The sequence below is a fragment of the Micromonospora sp. NPDC049523 genome, assembly GCF_040676775.1.
Classification (GTDB): domain Bacteria; phylum Actinomycetota; class Actinomycetes; order Mycobacteriales; family Micromonosporaceae; genus Micromonospora_G.
On the sequence record NZ_JBFAPP010000010.1, the window covers coordinates 32,621 to 48,620 of the forward strand.

At 71.0% G+C, this 16,000-nt stretch carries 14 protein-coding genes and 1 tRNA gene; 5 read left to right on the top strand and 10 right to left on the bottom strand.

Annotated elements, in window-relative coordinates:
* Nucleotides 1-3: 3 nt before the first annotated feature.
* The 6 genes from AB0J90_RS17360 to AB0J90_RS17385 form a co-directional block, all read right to left on the bottom strand.
* Complete coding sequence (locus AB0J90_RS17360) at nucleotides 4-471, bottom strand: DUF5709 domain-containing protein (protein ID WP_363596906.1); 468 nt, start codon at nucleotides 469-471, stop codon at nucleotides 4-6.
* 109 nt (nucleotides 472-580) lie between these two features.
* Nucleotides 581-904: a hypothetical protein gene (locus AB0J90_RS17365; RefSeq protein WP_363596908.1), complete on the bottom strand. Its 324-nt coding sequence runs from the start codon at nucleotides 902-904 to the stop codon at nucleotides 581-583.
* On the bottom strand, nucleotides 901-1,176 hold the full coding sequence (locus AB0J90_RS17370) for a hypothetical protein (protein ID WP_363596910.1): 276 nt from the start codon (nucleotides 1,174-1,176) through the stop codon (nucleotides 901-903). The genes AB0J90_RS17365 and AB0J90_RS17370 overlap by 4 nt, the downstream gene beginning before the upstream one ends.
* Before the next feature lie 91 nt (nucleotides 1,177-1,267).
* Nucleotides 1,268-1,930: a GPP34 family phosphoprotein gene (locus tag AB0J90_RS17375; protein ID WP_363596912.1), complete on the bottom strand. Its 663-nt coding sequence runs from the start codon at nucleotides 1,928-1,930 to the stop codon at nucleotides 1,268-1,270.
* Between the two features lie 703 nt (nucleotides 1,931-2,633).
* A tRNA-Val gene (locus AB0J90_RS17380) sits at nucleotides 2,634-2,708 on the bottom strand.
* Between the two features lie 50 nt (nucleotides 2,709-2,758).
* Nucleotides 2,759-3,295: a TIGR02611 family protein gene (locus tag AB0J90_RS17385; RefSeq protein ID WP_363596914.1), complete on the bottom strand. Its 537-nt coding sequence runs from the start codon at nucleotides 3,293-3,295 to the stop codon at nucleotides 2,759-2,761.
* A gap of 327 nt (nucleotides 3,296-3,622) precedes the next feature.
* On the opposite strand from AB0J90_RS17385, the gene AB0J90_RS17390 reads away from it, so the two are divergent.
* Nucleotides 3,623-4,054: an SsgA family sporulation/cell division regulator gene (locus AB0J90_RS17390; RefSeq protein ID WP_121159322.1), complete on the top strand. Its 432-nt coding sequence runs from the start codon at nucleotides 3,623-3,625 to the stop codon at nucleotides 4,052-4,054.
* Nucleotides 4,055-4,141: 87 nt separating this feature from the next.
* Here AB0J90_RS17390 and AB0J90_RS17395 read toward each other — a convergent pair whose 3' ends face one another.
* Both AB0J90_RS17395 and AB0J90_RS17400 read right to left on the bottom strand, forming a co-directional pair.
* Nucleotides 4,142-4,918 carry an SDR family oxidoreductase gene (locus AB0J90_RS17395; RefSeq protein ID WP_363596916.1) on the bottom strand — a complete coding sequence of 259 codons (777 nt, stop codon included), beginning with the start codon at nucleotides 4,916-4,918 and terminating at the stop codon, nucleotides 4,142-4,144.
* Nucleotides 4,919-5,149: 231 nt separating this feature from the next.
* Nucleotides 5,150-7,384, bottom strand: coding sequence for a glycoside hydrolase family 44 protein (locus AB0J90_RS17400; RefSeq protein WP_363596918.1), 2,235 nt, complete (start codon nucleotides 7,382-7,384; stop codon nucleotides 5,150-5,152).
* A gap of 241 nt (nucleotides 7,385-7,625) precedes the next feature.
* On the opposite strand from AB0J90_RS17400, the gene AB0J90_RS17405 reads away from it, so the two are divergent.
* The 3 genes from AB0J90_RS17405 (at nucleotide 7,626) to AB0J90_RS17415 (ending at nucleotide 9,909) form a co-directional block, all read left to right on the top strand.
* Entirely contained in the window at nucleotides 7,626-8,096 is a 471-nt protein-coding gene (locus AB0J90_RS17405; protein ID WP_363596920.1) for a hemerythrin domain-containing protein, read from the top strand.
* Between the two features lie 155 nt (nucleotides 8,097-8,251).
* Nucleotides 8,252-9,406, top strand: coding sequence for an AraC family transcriptional regulator (locus AB0J90_RS17410; RefSeq protein ID WP_363596922.1), 1,155 nt, complete (start codon nucleotides 8,252-8,254; stop codon nucleotides 9,404-9,406).
* 47 nt (nucleotides 9,407-9,453) lie between these two features.
* Complete coding sequence (locus tag AB0J90_RS17415) at nucleotides 9,454-9,909, top strand: Rrf2 family transcriptional regulator (protein WP_363596924.1); 456 nt, start codon at nucleotides 9,454-9,456, stop codon at nucleotides 9,907-9,909.
* 127 nt (nucleotides 9,910-10,036) lie between these two features.
* Here AB0J90_RS17415 and AB0J90_RS17420 read toward each other — a convergent pair whose 3' ends face one another.
* Both AB0J90_RS17420 and AB0J90_RS17425 read right to left on the bottom strand, forming a co-directional pair.
* On the bottom strand, nucleotides 10,037-10,648 hold the full coding sequence (locus AB0J90_RS17420) for a hypothetical protein (RefSeq protein WP_363596926.1): 612 nt from the start codon (nucleotides 10,646-10,648) through the stop codon (nucleotides 10,037-10,039).
* Between the two features lie 119 nt (nucleotides 10,649-10,767).
* A complete protein-coding gene (locus AB0J90_RS17425; RefSeq protein WP_363596928.1) occupies nucleotides 10,768-13,923 on the bottom strand; it encodes a BTAD domain-containing putative transcriptional regulator in 3,156 nt (1,051 codons plus the stop codon).
* 405 nt (nucleotides 13,924-14,328) lie between these two features.
* On the opposite strand from AB0J90_RS17425, the gene AB0J90_RS17430 reads away from it, so the two are divergent.
* The gene (locus AB0J90_RS17430; RefSeq protein WP_363596930.1) at nucleotides 14,329-15,882 is read left to right on the top strand and encodes a VCBS repeat-containing protein; all 1,554 of its coding nucleotides are present in this window, start codon (nucleotides 14,329-14,331) and stop codon (nucleotides 15,880-15,882) included.
* Nucleotides 15,883-16,000: the final 118 nt, after the last annotated feature.

Here is a 16,000-nt window from a genome sequence, read left to right on the forward strand (position 1 = left end):
GGGTCAGGGGAACTCGACGATGTGCATCGCGGCTTCCTCGGCCGACGCGCCACCGCCGTCGATGCCGACGTCGCTGCCGACCGATTCACCCTCGAGATCCGGCCCGAGTCCCTGGTCGGGCGCGACCAGCCGGCCCGCGCGCAGGTCGCCGACCTCGTTGGCGTCGAGGAACTCGTCTGCCTCGCGGGACAGCGCCTCCTCGTCGACGTCGGTGAGGAGGGCGGGGCGCTCCCACGGGGTCGCCTGCTCCGGAACCTCCTGGGCGATCCGCTGGTCGAGCGACTCGCCGATGCTCGCCTCCTCGGCGGTCACACCGAAGGCGGTCGAGCCCCGGTAGTTCTCCGGCGGGGAGTAGCCCTCGTCGAGGGCGTCGTCGAGCCCGCGGTCCTCCAGCGTGTCGTCCGCCGACAGTTGGCCCTCGTCGTGGGGGAACCAGACGTCCGTCTCGGCCGATCCGTCAGGGGTGGTCATGTCGAATCTCCTCGCTGCCCGTGGCCGGCACACATGCCCGCCGTGGGCGAGCCTAGCCACCGGCCGTACGGACCGCAGCCGGGCGCCCGGCGAGCAACCGCCGGTACGGTCAGCGGGTGCCGCCCGGTAGGTCGAGGATCACATGGAACGCCTCCCAGACCCGGGCCAGGGTCTGTCCGGTGATCATCCCGACCGGTTCGCCCAACGCATCCCGCGACCGGCTGCCGATCGTGGCCACCCGTACCACCCCCTCGACCGGGTCCATCGAGGTCAGCGGGATGCTGATGCCCGAGGCCGGCCAGCCGGGCACCACGTCGACGCAGATCGGTCGGGACATCGGGTCGGTGTTGAACTCGTCCGCGGAGACGACCAGCACGTACAGCTCGCGGCGCGGTCCGATCGGACGGTACGGGCGGATCTCGCCCTGCCTCACGACGCGCGCGTCCGGCTGACCCTGTCCTGCTCCGCCGCGTACGCGACGCCCCGTTCGACCTCGTCCTGCTCGGCGTGCCGGACGAGTTCCGCCCGCACCGCCGGATGCGCCGCCAGGTACGCGGCCTCGGCGCGCATCGAGTCGGCCAGGGTCTGCCGGCGGACCGCCCGGTTGACGTAGGCGGAGAAGGAGACCCCGGCGGCTTCGGCGCTGCGCTGCGCCGCCTCGCGGGTCAGGGCATCGAGGGTGATGGTGACTCGATCGGTTGCCATCGAGGCAGCATACTCAGCCGCATACCAAAAAGCATCGCCCTCGTACGCGTTATCGGTGATCGCGGTCGCGGCCCCTGGGCTGATCGGCGCCTCAGTCGCTGCCGCCCATCATCATCACGGTGGTGGTCGCGGCCAGCGCGATCTCCAGTTCGGCGAGCGCCTCGCGTACCGCCCGGTCGCCCCATCGGGGCTCACCGAACGCGGCGAGCCGCCGCTTGACCTCCTCCGGCGGATGGCCGGGGAAGGCCGACGCGATCAGCCCGGTGCCACAGACCAGCGACCAGAGCGCGTGGGTCCGAGGGTCGGGCGGGGCGGTGCCGTCCAGGGCCAGTCCGAGCCGGCGACGGGCGTCGAGCTCGGGTACGGCTTGGTCGGCCGAGGTCGACGGGTACCGGGAGGTCGGGAAGATCCACAGCACCCGTTCCTCCGTACGCCGGAGCAGACCGCGCCCGACCAGTTGGTCCAGCACCGCATCGCGCAGACCCTCCCGTAGCCGGGCGACCAAGTCCTGCGCGGAGACCTCCGTACGGGCCGAGACGATCTGGGCCAGCCCCCGGTCGACGACCTGGTCACCGGTTGGCGTCGGATCGACCACCCGCAACCGACCCTGCACCGGGGCGACCCGGCCGGCGACCGCCAACTCGACCAGGACCGCACCGGCCAGCCCGTAGTCCAGCCAGGACGAATCCGGGGCGGGCGACCCGTCGTCCTGGTACGCCAGCAGGAGCAACTCCTCGGCCAGGTTGATGTCCATTGCTCCGATGGTAGGAACAGCCCGCACGGGACACCCACCAGCGACGAGTTGGCCGGCACCTGGCATCCACGCCGCGTCCGGTGTGGATGACGGACACACACTCGACCTGCCCGGTCGCCCACCTCGCACATCGTCCAGACGGACAGGTCACGGACGAGTGTCGGCTGACGGCCGAGGAATGTGGCGGCGGTTGCCGACCCGGGTGCCGGTGCTGCCCGGTCGCGCGTCGTACCACCGCTTCTCAGGCGATCAACGACGGACCGCAACCCGGGTTACGGCGATCCCGATGCGAACGCCGACAGGACGGTTGCGGCTGACCGTTCGGCCACCACCGCGTGAATACGCGAATGGACGGCATTGCGAGCAGTGTCCCGGAGAACGGGCGCGAGTCGAGGGAGCGCCTTCCCGGATGGGATCCGACAATCGTCGAGCGGATGCAGATTCGGCTCGGGTCGGGGGTGAATCGACGGAGGCGTGGCATTGCGTATTCGCGCGGTTCCGTGCGGTCGCGCCATGGCCGCTCCGATCGAGGTGACCGCGCTCACGCCCACCGCCCGCTGACGCCTCGGTGGACGCTCGACCGATGCGCGTACGCGTGCCGTGGGGGGGTCGGGAGGGTCCGGCGTACGGGCGGACCGAGGTGAGGGTACGGCGGCCGGCAAAGAAAAGAGGGTATGTCCGTCAATGGACATACCCTCTTACCTGGTGGGCGATGCTGGTATCGAACCAGCGACCTCTTCGGTGTGAACGAAGCGCTCTCCCACTGAGCTAATCGCCCTCAGCGCGCATGACTGTACCTGATCCGGTCGGCACCGCGCATCTTCGGGGTCAGTGCGTCGCGAGGTAGTGGAGCGCCTCGGCGACGAGATCGATACCGAGGCTGAACTTCAGCGACAGCCAGACCACGACGCTGACGAAGACCAGGCCGAACGCGCCGAGCAGGAGCCGTACGGGCCAGGACTGTCGGGTTGCCCAGCGGGTCCAGGCCTGGACGTTGCGCCGGGTGAAGGTGAGCAGGCGGCGGGCCCAGTGGTATTCGACTGCCCAGACGCCCAGGCCGGCGATCACCAGTAGCCAGCCGGGTCCGGGCAGCGGGATCAGCGCCAGGCCGACGAGCACCACCACCGCGCCGACCACCGCCACGACGATCTTGAGCGCGATCCGGCCGGTCGGGTTGGCCCGGATGATCTCCAACGCGGTCTGCACCCGCTGCCGGAGCCCCGTCGGCGGTTGCTCCCGCTCCGCCAGCAGAGAGTCGCCGTCGGCCGGCCGGGGCTGACTCTCGTAGGCGACGCGCTCGTCGTCGGGCACGTGGTTCCTCCGCTCCTCGACCACCAGTGTCCCCCCGCGCTCGACCGGGAGCATCGTGGTCACCATCACTGGTTTATTGCTCCAATGAGGAGCATTTCATGACCATTTCGACCGCCAGTGTCGGCCCGGCCCGTCACTCAACAGGACGACTGGACGTTACCGGAGTGAGTCGACGTGTGAACCACCCGACGCCGGGTGGGATCAGAAACCTGGGTAGAACTGGACATCCTACCTAAATTTTCGATTTCGAACGGCGTTTGGGGACCCTCTTCCCACTACTGGGTGAGATCAGCGTATGGCGGAGCGTAACCAGGTTCATCACCTGAGGATGGGAAAAGCGGGGCACGTACGCCCCGCAGCGGTGCCGGGGGGAGAACGTCCATGAGTGTCATCCGACCGACGACAGTCGAGGTCGAGACGTCGTTAAGGCTCGTCGCACCTGATGCCACCGCGCTGCCGGTGCGTGCCAGTCTGCGCTACGACCCAGCCGACCCGTACGCGGTTCATGTCCTGTTTCATGCCGAATCTGCCGGCGGCGAAGCGGTCAGTTGGTCCTTCGCCCGAGAGCTACTCGTCACCGGGCTCGACGAGCCCGCCGGAATTGGCGATGTCCGGGTCTGGCCCTGGGCCACACCGCGGGGGGACTTCGTCGCGCTTGCCCTTTCTTCACCAGATGGGAATGCCCTGTTTGAGGTGCCTCGCAGCGTTCTGGTCAGGTTCCTCCGGCGGACCTACGTGGTCGTGCCTCGGGGCCGCGAGAGCGAGCACCTCGACGTCGACGCCGCGGTCAACCGGCTTCTCGCCGGTCGCTGAGCAACGGCCCGGACAACAGCGGCGCCGCGCGGACCTGCCGAGTCCGCGCGGCGTCGAACCGTTCCGGTACGCCTGCTGCGCGGCGACTCAACCGTGGGTGGTGATCCCACCGTCGACCGGGATGACCGCCCCGGTCAGGTACGCACCCGCTCGCGACGCCAGGTAGATCGCCGCCCCGGCCATGTCGTCCGGCCGACCGATCCGACCCAGCGGCACCTGGTGCTCGATCGCGGCCCGGGTATTCGGGTCATCCAGTGCGAAAGCCATCATCTTGCTCTCGAACGGGCCGGGGGCGATGGCGTTGACCGTGATGTGCTCGGGCGCCAGCTGGTGCGCCAGGCTCCGGGTCAACATGTGCACCGCCGCCTTGGTCGCCGAGTACGCGTACACCTCCATCGAGGGCACCCGGATGCCGTCGATCGAGCCGATGTTGATGACCCGGGCCGGGTCCTCGACCGTCGCCGCCCCGCGTAGTGCCGGCAGCAGCGCGGTGGTGAGCGTGAACACCGCCTTGACGTTGACCGCCCAGAGCTTGTCGAACGCGCTCTCCGGGTACGCCTCGAGCGGTGCACCCCAGGTCGCCCCGGCGTTGTTCACCAGTACGTCGAGCGCCGGCACCCGCGCCGCCACCGCCTCGGCCAGCCGCAGCGCCCCGTCCGCGCTGGAGAGGTCGGCCGGGATCGACTCGCAGGTGCCGAAGTCGGAGAGCCGCCGCGCCACCTCGTCGCAGACGTCGGCCCGACGGGAGGAGACGATCACGCGCGCCCCGGCCTCGACGAAGCCCTGGGCGATCATCAGCCCGATCCCCCGGGAGCCGCCGGTGACCAGCACCGCCTTCCCCTCGACCGCGAACAACCCCGGCATGCGCACCTCTTCCAGGAATCGCCGTTTGTCACTCTTGTGACATCCCTAACTCATCCGATACTGTTCGGTAACTTAGTCGCGGTGCCGCCACCGGGGCAACCCCTCCGGACCCGCCCGTCCCTCGGGTCCGACCGTGCCCCGGTGGTGCCACCGCGCCCCTGCCAGCCGAGGATCCGAGCACGGCCCCGGCAGGGCTTCGTACCGGCCCCTTCAGGGCCCGGCACCCACCCGTCAGGGCTCCGTGCCGGCGATCCGTACCCCGTCGAGATGGACCGTGACCCGCGGATTCGCGGCGTAACCGGGTGCCGCCGGCAACCAACTGTGGTCGTTCGCCTCGGTGAACGCGGCCCAGTCTGCCCGGCTCAGCCGGAGCTTGACCGGACCGGTGCCCGCGCCGACGGCCAGCGTCCCGGCCCCCGGCGTGAAGCCCACCTCCAGATAACCGTCCGCGCCGGCACGGGCCACCGCCAGCGGGACCACCCGTCGGCTGACCTTCGCGCAGCCGACCTCGGCCCAGTCGCACCACACGTTGATCGGTGCGGTGCCGCCCTCACGGGTGAACCAGTAGCGCAACGTCAGCCGGGACAGCTCCACCGGCACCCCGCCCACGTTGTCGAGCAACAGCACCGGCTTGAGCTGGTTGTCGGTCGGCGCCCAGTCGACGTTCTGGTGCCGTACGGCCAGGGCGGGCAGGACGGCCGGCGGTGGCTTCTCCACCACGAACAGGGTCACCGAGTCGGCCGGGAACGTGTGGTTGAGGACCCCCGACGGTGCGCCCGCGTACGGGGGCGGGATCAGGATCGGCTGGTCCGGCAGCCGCACGATCGAGGTCGGGTCGGTGGAGGCGTACCGGTGGACCTGGGCGTGACTGGCCGTCCGTCCGCGCAGCGAAACCGTGCTCGCCTGTTCGACCCCGCTCTTGTTGACCACCATCACGGTCAGCGCCCCGTCGGTGGAGCGCTCGGCCGCGTACACCGAGAGACGGTCCCGGTCGGCGCTGCCGGCCCGTACGGCGATGTCGCCGAACCGGCCGCCGGCACCGTCGTAGTTGCGGTACATCCGGAACGCGTACGCACCGGGCTGGTCGGCGGACGGCGGCGCCCAGAGGGTGGCCAGGTCGAGCCCCTCCCGGCCGAAGATGCCGAGGATGTCGGCCTGGGTCAGGGCGCCGTTGATGTGGTCCAGGGCGCCCCAGTTGTACTCGGTGATCGCCGTCTTCGTGCCCGGGTAGTTCGCCGCCACCAGCTCGCGCATCCGGGGCACCAGCCGTACCTGGGTGTTGATCCAGCTCTCATCCAGGTAGGACGGATCCCAGAGCGCGCGGGTGGAACGCAGCCGCAGCGCGTTGGTGGCCGGGTCGGAGCCGTTGCCGAACGCCACCCCCGACGCCTGCGGGTAGAAGTGCATGTCGAAGTAGTCCAGCACCCGTAGGTCGTGGGTGTCCTCGTACCGTTTCATCTGTTGCAGGTACCAGGTGGTGAACGGCAGGCCGTCGCGCGCCGCCCGGTCCGGCGGGTCGGCCCAGCACCCGGTACGCCCACAGGTCTCCTGGTCCAGGCCCGAGTAGTCCCAGGAACTCCAGCCCCAGCCGACCGGACCGAGGGTGGCCGCACCGGGATCGGCCGCCTTCACCGCGGCGCCGATCTCGTACGCCCGGTCCCGCAGCTCGACCGAGCCGGCGCCGAGCGGGTGGACGTCACGGTGGGTGGAGTGCCAGATGTCCGGCTCGTTGTCCAGGTTGTAGAACTTGACCCCGCCCTCGGCCGCGGTGCCGTATTTGCTGGTCAGATGCCCGATCCAGTCGCGTACGTAGTCGGCGCCGACCGGCACGCTGGTGTCGAGCGGATCGTTGCCGGTGACCGGGGTGCCGTCCGGTTGCAGTCCGTTGCCGCAGTCCGGCCGCCACTCGTCGGTACGCTGCTGCGCCCCGTACTTCGCCACCGAGAAGCCACAGGAGCCGTCGCGGGCCTTCGGTGCCCAGCCGATCAGCGGCACGGTCAGTACGGTGTCGCTGCCGGTGCGCCGGTCCTGCTCGACGAACCGGTCGGTGGTGGACCCGTCGGGCAGCGCGTCGGGGTTCTCGTTCGCCTCGGCGATGTTCTCGAAGAACCAGTCCGACGCCCGGTTGCTGGTGTCGTAGCGGTAGTGGTAACGGGTGGTCGCGTTCCCGCCCCACCGGCGTACCGGCAGGTCCAGTTCGTCGGCGAGGGCCTCGTCGGCGAAGTTCATGCCGTAAATGTGTGGGCTGATCGGCTGCCGGTCGGCGCCGAGGTCGATCTCCAGTGCCGGCCCGACGGCATTCGCCCCGGCCGACGGGGTGCCGGGCCGGGGGTCGGCCGTCACGGGCCCGGCGGGTAGCAGACCGGCGGTGGTGGTGAGCAGGGCGACGACAAGCAGGCCGGCACCGCGCACGCTGGGCGCGGTGAGCCGACCGGGGACGGTGAGCGGGATGGGTCGGTGGCGCATGGGCGGACTCCCGAGACTCCGGCACCCGTACGGGCGCGGCGGACGGTGAAAGCGAGGTGCGGACAGCCATCGCCCGAAGGGCGCGCTCCCGCTGCGCTCGTCCAGCCCGGACTGCGGTCACGTTACCGATCCGCCGCCGCAACGGTCAACGATCGACGTCGATGTCCGCTGTCGTCGGCCGTTTGACCTCGGCTGGGCGCGGGTACCCCGCGACTGCCCGGGCTCCAGGAGGATGAGAACCATGACCGACGCGGTAAGCCTGATCCAGTCCGACCACCGGGTGCTGGAGAAACTGCTCCATCAACTGCGGGACCCCGACGTCGACCGGGTGGCGGTGGTGGACGAGGTCGCCGCCCGGCTGGCCGCCCACCGGAGCGCCACCGAGGAGGTCTATCCCCTGCTGGCCGGGGCGACCAAACCGGCCGACGCGGCGGCGGGACCGGCGCCCGAGATCCCGGACCTCGGCCCGGCCCAGGAGCGACTGGACGCGCTGCGGTCCTGCGACCCGGACAGCCGGCAGTTCGAGGAGACGTCGCGGGAGTTCGCCGATGCCGTCACCCACCACGTCCAGGTGGAGGAGACCGACGTGTTGCCGCAGTTCGCGGTCGACGACGACCCCGACCTGCTGGAGCGCGCGGGTGCCGCCTTCGAGGCCCGCCGGGTCCGCGAACTGAAGGTGTACGGCATCGACGACCCGACGCCCGGTCAGTAATCGCCGCCGCCGGCGAGCCGGCCCCGACCCGCCGTAGGACGAGTCGCGCCGGCCGGCTCCGTGCTGGTCCCATCCGGTCAGCCCGCCCAAATCGATCAGTCACGCCTCGGCGTGCGCAGATGCGCGGCGGTTGAGCTGCGGCTACCGTCAGGCGGATGGTCCGTTTCGGTCAGACTTCCCCCGACACGGCCGGGTCCGCTCCCGTACCGGGATGGGCGGGCATCGGCACCACGACGCTGCGCGAGTTGTCGGTCGATCCCGGGCGGAGACGGCCGGTTCTGCTCGACCACCACGTGCTGATCCTGGTGACCGTCGGGCACGGAACGTACGAGGTCGACTTCCGTACGTACCAGTGCCGGCCCGGGACGCTGATCCTGGTCCGGCCGGGACAACTGGTCCGCGCCGACGGCTCGACCGGACTGGACGCGGTGGTGATCTGCTGGGCCGGTGACGCGTTGGCCCGGGTCTCCTCCGACGGCGCCAGCGGCCACCCGTTCGGCGCCACCCACTGGCAGCTTGCCGGGGAGGACCAGGACGCGGTGATCAACGAGGTGAGCCAGCTCGTGGTCGACTGTCAGCGCCACGGCGGCGGTCCGCTCGCCGCCGAGTTGCTCCGCCACCAGCTCGCCGTACTGCTGCTCCGGCTCGCCCTGCTGCCCGACCTGGAGGCGGGGGCCGAAGCACCGGCCGCGAACTCGGAGACGACCACCACGTACCGGCGGCTGCGCCGGGAGATCGAGGAGCACTACCGGACCAGCCGGCGGGTGGAGGACTACGCGGCCCGGTTGGGCTGCTCGGTGCGTACGCTGACCCGCGCCTGCCTGGCGGCGACCGGGCGCAGCGCCAAGCAGCTCGTCGACGACCGGGTGGCGTTGCAGGCCCGGCGGCTGCTGGCGGCGACCGAGGAACCGATCGCCGACGTCGGGCGGACGCTCGGCTTTCCCGAGCCGACCAACTTCGGCCGGTTCTTCCAGCGCGAGGTGGGCCAGAGCCCGGGTACGTTCCGAGCCGGCCTCGACCGCGCCATCCCGATCGACGGCAGCCCGACCGGCACCGGCCCGGCCCACGGCACCCCCATCGGCGGCGGTCCGAGCGACGGCGCTCCGATCGGCGGCAGCTCGATCGGTGCGCGGCCACCGGCCGCCGGCAGCGGCACGGGCGGCGGAACCGGCCCCGGAACCGGCGCCGACGGTAGTGGTGGCGCCGGGATCGGCACCGGGCAGCCGGGCCAGCAGCGGGTCCCGGGGCAGCGTCCGGTGGCATCCGCACCCCTGGTCGCCATGCCGCCGCACGCGCACGTGCGCACTTAGCGCGAGCCTGTTGCCTGTTCAACAGCGTCCGCAGGCATGATGGTGTCGTGCAAATCTCAGCGCGCGGCGACTACGCGGTCCGGGCGGCACTGAGTCTCGCCTCGGCGTACCCGTCGCTGATGTCGGCCCAGGCCATCGCCCAGCAGCAGGACATGCCGCGCAAGTTCCTCGAGGCGGTGCTGGCCGACCTGCGCCGGGCCGGCATCGTACGGGCGCAGCGCGGCGCGGAGGGCGGTTACACCCTGGCCAGCCCGCCCCGCGAGGTCAGCGTCGGGATGATCCTGCGCGCCGTCGACGGTCCCCTTGCCGGCGTACGCGGGCTGCGCCCCGAGGAAACCCAGTACGACGGTGCCGCCGAGAACCTGCCCCGCCTCTGGGTGGCGGTACGGGCGGCGGTACGCGACGTGGTCGACGAGGTGAGCCTGGCCGAACTGGTCAGCGGACGGATGCCCGCCCACGTACGGAAGCTGACCACTCGGCCGGACGCCTGGCAGCCGCGCTAGAGCGTGGCCCGTGAGCTGGGTGGTCGGGCAGCCGGCGACAATGGTCACCGGCGCCCGAAGCGGTCCGCCCCCGTCACCGCCGGCCCGACGGCCTACCGGTCCGCCCCGTCACCGCCGGCCCGACGGCCTAGCGGGACAGGGCCGCGCACGCAGTGGCGATCTGCGTGGGTAGACCGTCGTCGCCGCAGTCCACGCCCGCCGCCACCCGGCCGACCAGGCGCCAGGTTCCGCCCACCAGATGCAGGAAGACCTGGTCGGTGGGGATCACGTCGGTGTCCTGCGCGGGCAGTGCGATCAGCCGTGCGTACGCGTTCCGGCAGCCGAACACCTCGACGGAGTCGACGGCCACCCCGGCCGCCCGGTCGTCGACCACCGCCCGGGTCGCCGGCAGCAGTACCGCGAGAGCGCAGGACGGGTCGTCGGCCACCGGTGCGGTCGGTGCCGGTGGCGCGGTAGGTGTCGTGTGATCGCCACCGCGCTGCTCGGACGGTCCGCCGGGACCGCCTGCCCCGCCCACTCCGCCGACGTCGGCCGGGGCGGCGCCGTCGGGGGCCACGGGCGCACCGCTGTCTTCGACCAGCACCCGCGGCGGTGTCGAGGCGGTGGCGGTCGGGCTCCCGCTGACGACCGGCGGCACCGGTTGCGCGGTGCGCCGCTCGTCGGAACGGGAACACCCCGACATCACAGCGGTCAGGGCCAACGTGGTTGCCAGTACGGCGGTAGCGCCTCGGGTCCTCATGGTCGCCTCGCATCTCGTCGTCAAGTCCCTCCGGGGCACTGCCCGGGTCCGGTCACGACGGTAGGAAGAGCGCCTTTCGCGAAGCTGAACCAAACCTTGAACGGCCGGTCGGGTGGCGTTCAGACGACCCCGGCCAGGCCCGAACGGTGCCCCGGACCGGGCCGCGTCAGGTCGCACGGGCAGTTCCAACGCAGGTGCCAGCCGTCCACTTCGCCGGACTCCCGGGTACCCAGACGCTCGAACGTCGACCGGGCCTCGTCCCAGGCGGCGTGGGCGGCGTCCCGGTCACCGCGTAGCGCGTGCACCGCGCCGAGGTCCCGGAGCGTCCGCGCCTGGCCGAGGTCGTGGTCCAGTTCGCGCCAGGCGCCGTACGCCAACCGAAGCGTGTCGTGGGCGGTGTCGAGTCGGCCGGCGGCGAGGTGCATCTCGCCGATCGTCCGCCGTACCAGTGCCGCCCCCAGCCGATCGTGCAGCCGATGACTCGCCGTCAGGGAGCGTTCCAGCGGTTCCCTGGCCCGGTCCGTCTCACCACGTCGTAGCCAGATCTTGGCCAGCGCCTGCTCGGTGTAGCAGGCCAGATGCGTGTCAGCCCTGCTGCTGACCATGTCGTGTGCCCTGGAGCACCAGAGTTCGGCCGCCTCCAGGTCGCCGTGTGCGCGGTGCACCAGGCCGATGCCCCGGAGCGCGATCGCCTCGCCCCGCCAGTGGTCCAGCGCGCGATACCGGTCGATCGCCTGCTCCAGCCGTTCGATCGACCGGGCGTCGTCGCCCCGCTCCCGGTGACAGTGCCCGAGACCGTAGAGGGCGTGTGCGGCGCCGTCCTCGTCACCGTGCCGGGTGAGGGCGACGGCGGCCGCCTCCAGCAGGGGAATCGCCTCAGGGTGCCGACCCACCTCGCGCAACACCGAGCCCAGTCCGTTGCGTGCGGCGGCGGCACCCGGCTGGTGTCCGGCCCCGTCGAAGAGCGTGATCGCGGAGGAGAAGTACCGCTCAGCCTCGGCGAACCGGTCCTCCTTGTACCGCAACAGCGCGATGCCGCACTCGATGACGGCCTGCGCCACCCGGTTACCGGCCTTGCGGGCGGCACCGAGCGCCGCCGCGTGGGTACGGTCCCAGCCGACGAAGTCGTTGCGTACCGCGAACGACGCGAAGACCAGCGCGTCGGCCAGCGCGCACGAGGCGCCGTCCATGCCCAGCTCGGCGGCCCGCTCCACCGCCGCGACCAGGCCGGGGCCCTCCGCGTCGAGCCAGCCGGGCCGCAGGTGGTCCGCGGCGAGCACGTACGACTCCAGACTGACCGGTATCGGTGGCTGCCGGTACAGCGGCGGTACGGCGTGGGGCAGCCGTTCCCCAAGCCGTTCGCACAGTTCCGTGGCCGCCCGCAGCACCCGGGCGACCGCCAGGTGCAGGGCCTCGTCGGTGTCCTCGTGGACCGCGCATTCCTGGGCGTAGAGCCGTACCAGGTCGTGCATGTGGTAGCGGACGATGCCGTACACCGGGTCCTGGGCCACCTCCACCAGCCGGGCGTCGACGAGCTGTTCGAGCAGTTCCTCGGCCGCGTCCACCGTCTCGCCGGTCAGCGCCGCGGCGAGCCAGTCGGCGAAGCTGGGCGAGTCCATGAACCCGAGCAGCCGGAACACCCGTTGCGCCGCGGGGCTGAGGCCACGGTAGCCGACCGCGACGCTTGCCCGTACCGCCAGGCCGTCGGCGGTCAGCTCGTCAAGTCGCCCGCGTTCGTCACGTAGCCGGTCGGCGAGCCGGGAGATCCGTCGGTGCGGTCGGGCCGCCAGCCGCGCACCGGCGATACGCAGGGCGAGCGGCAAGCCGGCGCACATCTCGACCACCGTACGGGCGGCCTCCGGTTCGGCCGCGAGTCGCTCCGCCCCGATGATCCGCCCGAGCAGCGCCAGGGACTGGTCGTCGCGGAACATCTGCAGCTCAAGGTGGTGCGCACCCGGGATGGTGGTCAGCCGGGCCCGGCTCGACGCGATCAGGGCGCTGCCCACCGCACCGGGGACCAACGGCAGCACCTCCTCGCCACTCACCGCCGAGTCGAGCACGATCAGGATGCGGCGACCGCTGAGCGCGGCCCGGTACTGCCCGAGTTTCTCCTCCAGGGTGCGCAACTGCTGGACGTTGGACACGCCCAGGGCACGCAGCACCTGGTTGAGGGCGCCAGCGGGGTCACCACGCCGGCCTTCGAGCCCGACGAAGATCTGACCGTCCGGATAGCTGTCCCGCAGCAGGTGGGCCAACCGGATGCTCAACGACGTCTTGCCGACACCGCCGGGTCCGGCCAGGATCAGCGGCGGCCGTGGGGTCGCGGCCCGCTCCGGCCCGGCCAGCAGGGTGAGCGCCTCGGCGATCTCCGTCTCGCATCCGGTGTGGTCCGGCAGCGCGGCCGGAAGCTGGCAGCCCGGTCCCGCCGGATCGGCTACCTCGTCGTTCTGCCACGGGTTCGGCTCGGCGGCCGGCGGCACTGTGACCGCTGGTGTCACCGGTTCGACGGTTGTCGCCGAGAAGCGGGTGGGAAGCTCGTCGTGCAGGATTTCCTGATGCAGTTTCCGCAGGTCGGCGCCGGGATCCACGCCCAGTTCCTCGGCGAGCAGGGCACGCGTACGGGCGTACTGGTCGAGTGCCTCGGCGCGGCGACCGCCGAGGTGCAGCGCCCGCATCAGGTGCAGGACGACCGGCTCGGCGAGCGGATCGCGCTCCAGCGCCCGGGCGAGCCGGTCGGCGACCGGTCCGGGGCGGCCCTGCCGGAGTTCGCTGTCTGCCCAGTCGAGCAGCACCCCCAGCAGTTGCTGCCGCAGACCTTCCCGTACCCGGGCGGCCCAGTCACCCGGCAACCCGTCCAGCGGGTCGCCGCGCCACAGGTCGACGGCCTCGCGCAGTAGTCGTACCCGCCGCGGGTCCTCCGGTCCCAGTTCGTTCGCCTGCTCGGCGAGCGTACGCAGCCGGTGCAGGTCGAACCGGCCGCTTGCCGCGCCGAGGAGGTAACCGGACGGGCGTCGAGCCAGCGTGATCGGGGTGCCCTCACCGGTGTCCGCGGTGGACAGCAACCGCCGGATCCGGGTGATGTACGTGTAGAGCACGCCCCGCGCGTCCATCGACGCGGAACCGTCCCACACCCGGTCGATCAGCACCTCGGGCGGTACGGACCGGCCGGCGTCCACGGCCAGGGCGGCCAGGACCAGTCGCTGTTTCAGCGGGCCGAGTTCGAGTGGCCCGCCCGCGCCGATGATCTGTAGTTCGCCGAGTATCCGCAGTTCCACGGCATCGCCCCCGCGCCCGTAGGACCACCGCGCCACCGGCTCTGAACTCCGCTGGTCGAGGGTCTCAAGGATTCGTTCAGTTTCGTTACCGGCCGGGCTGCGAACGTTTTGCCACGCACCGCTCCGGTGGTGGTCCGGCGCAAGCCGCCACCCGCCGTCGGAGACCTCACCTGACCTCCATCGGAAGGGAGCCGCAAGCCACAACTTCATCGGACGACCACACGGGAGCCGCGACCCGAACGGCGGCTCTCCCGGTGGTGTGCGTCCGCGATGACTGTAGCCCGGCGCGTCGACAGCAGCCAATGCGGCTGTCGTGATGCCGGCACCGCTTGAAAAGTCCGATCTGACCTTCAAACACCATTCAAAGTGGAGGACGTAGCTGTGAAGCCTTTCGCAAGAATTGCCGTGATCCGGAGCGTGGCCAGGGTGGTCGCCGGTGCCGCGCTCGGCGTGCTCACCATCGGCGCGGGGACGCTGGTCGCCACCGCCCCGGCACAGGCGTCGACCCTCAACGGGCCGATCGGTCGCGACGAGATCATCGACCGGGCCCAGAACTGGGTCGACCGGGACATCACGTACACCCAGACCGGAACGTGGGCCAGCGACCCCGAGGGTTCGCACACCTACCGCCGCGACTGCTCCGGCCTGGTCTCGATGGCCTGGCACCTGTCCCGCAGCTACGTCACCGACGACTTCCGGGGCGACAACGCGATGTGGGACACCCTCGGCAGCCTGCACGACTTCCAACCCGGTGACGCCATGGTCCGCAGCGGACACATCGAGCTGTTCTCGCACTGGAAGAACCGCAACGACCACACCGAGGGCGCCTACGTCTACTCCTTCAACAGCGACGGCCAGACCGTGCAGAACCCGTACGCCGACAACAACACCGGGGCACGCGGATTCAACGGGTGGAGCGACCTGCTGTCGTACAAGCCGATCCGCCGTACCGGCCTCGACAGCTCGGCCGGAGCCAAGGGGCCGGCGCTGGTTCATGACGACGGCAGCAGCACGATGACCATCCACCGGTGGACCTCGACCGGGTCGTCCTTCGCCCGGACCAGCGACTACACCTCGTCGGGCTCGTACAACCTGGCGAGTGTGGGTGACCGGGTCGCCTCGGGTGACGTGACCGGTGACGGGGTCGACGACATCGTGATGGCGTACCAGATCGGTGACGGCACCTTCGGCTTCTACGTGTACAAGAGCGGCGTGACCTCGCTCGGCCGCTGGTACACCTCCGGGCCGTTCAACCTCGGCCCGGTCGGTGGTCGGCTGGTCGTGGGTGACTTCACCGGTGACGGCAAGGCCGAACCGGCCCTGGTACGCGACGACGGCGACGGAACCATGACCATCTACCGCTGGGTCTCGACCGGAACGTCGTTCAGCCGCACCACCGACTACTCCTCCACCGGCTCGTTCAACCTGGCGAACGTGGGCGACCGGGTCGCCTCGGGTGACGTGACCGGCGACGGGATCGACGACATCGTGATGGCGTACCAGCTCGCCGACGGCACCTTCGGCTACTACGTGTACAAGAGCGGGGTCAGCTCGCTCGGCGCCTGGTACAACTCCGGCCAGTACAACCTCGGCCCGGTCGACGCCCGGCTGGTGGTGGGTGACTTCACCGGCGACCGCAAGGCCGAACCGGCCCTCGTACACGACGACGGCGGCGGGGCCATGACCATCCACCGCTGGACCTCGAACGGCTCGTCGTTCAGCCGTACCACCGACCTCACCGCGCCTTCGTTCACCGTCAGCCAGGTGGGCAACCGGGTCGCCTCGGGTGACGTGACCGGCGACGGGATCGACGACATCGTGATGGCGTACCAGCTCGCCGACGGCACCTTCGGTCACTACGTGTTCCGGAGCGGGATCAGCTCGCTCGGCCGGTGGTACACCTCCGGGCAGTACAACCTCGGTCCGGTCGACGGGCGCCTGGTTCTCGGAAACTGGTAACCACGGCAGGACGTAGCCACGGCAGGACGTAACCACGGCAGGACGTAACCACAGCAGGACGCAGCCACGGCAGAACGTAGCCACGGCAGCACGACTCGAACCCGCCCCGGGTGACCGT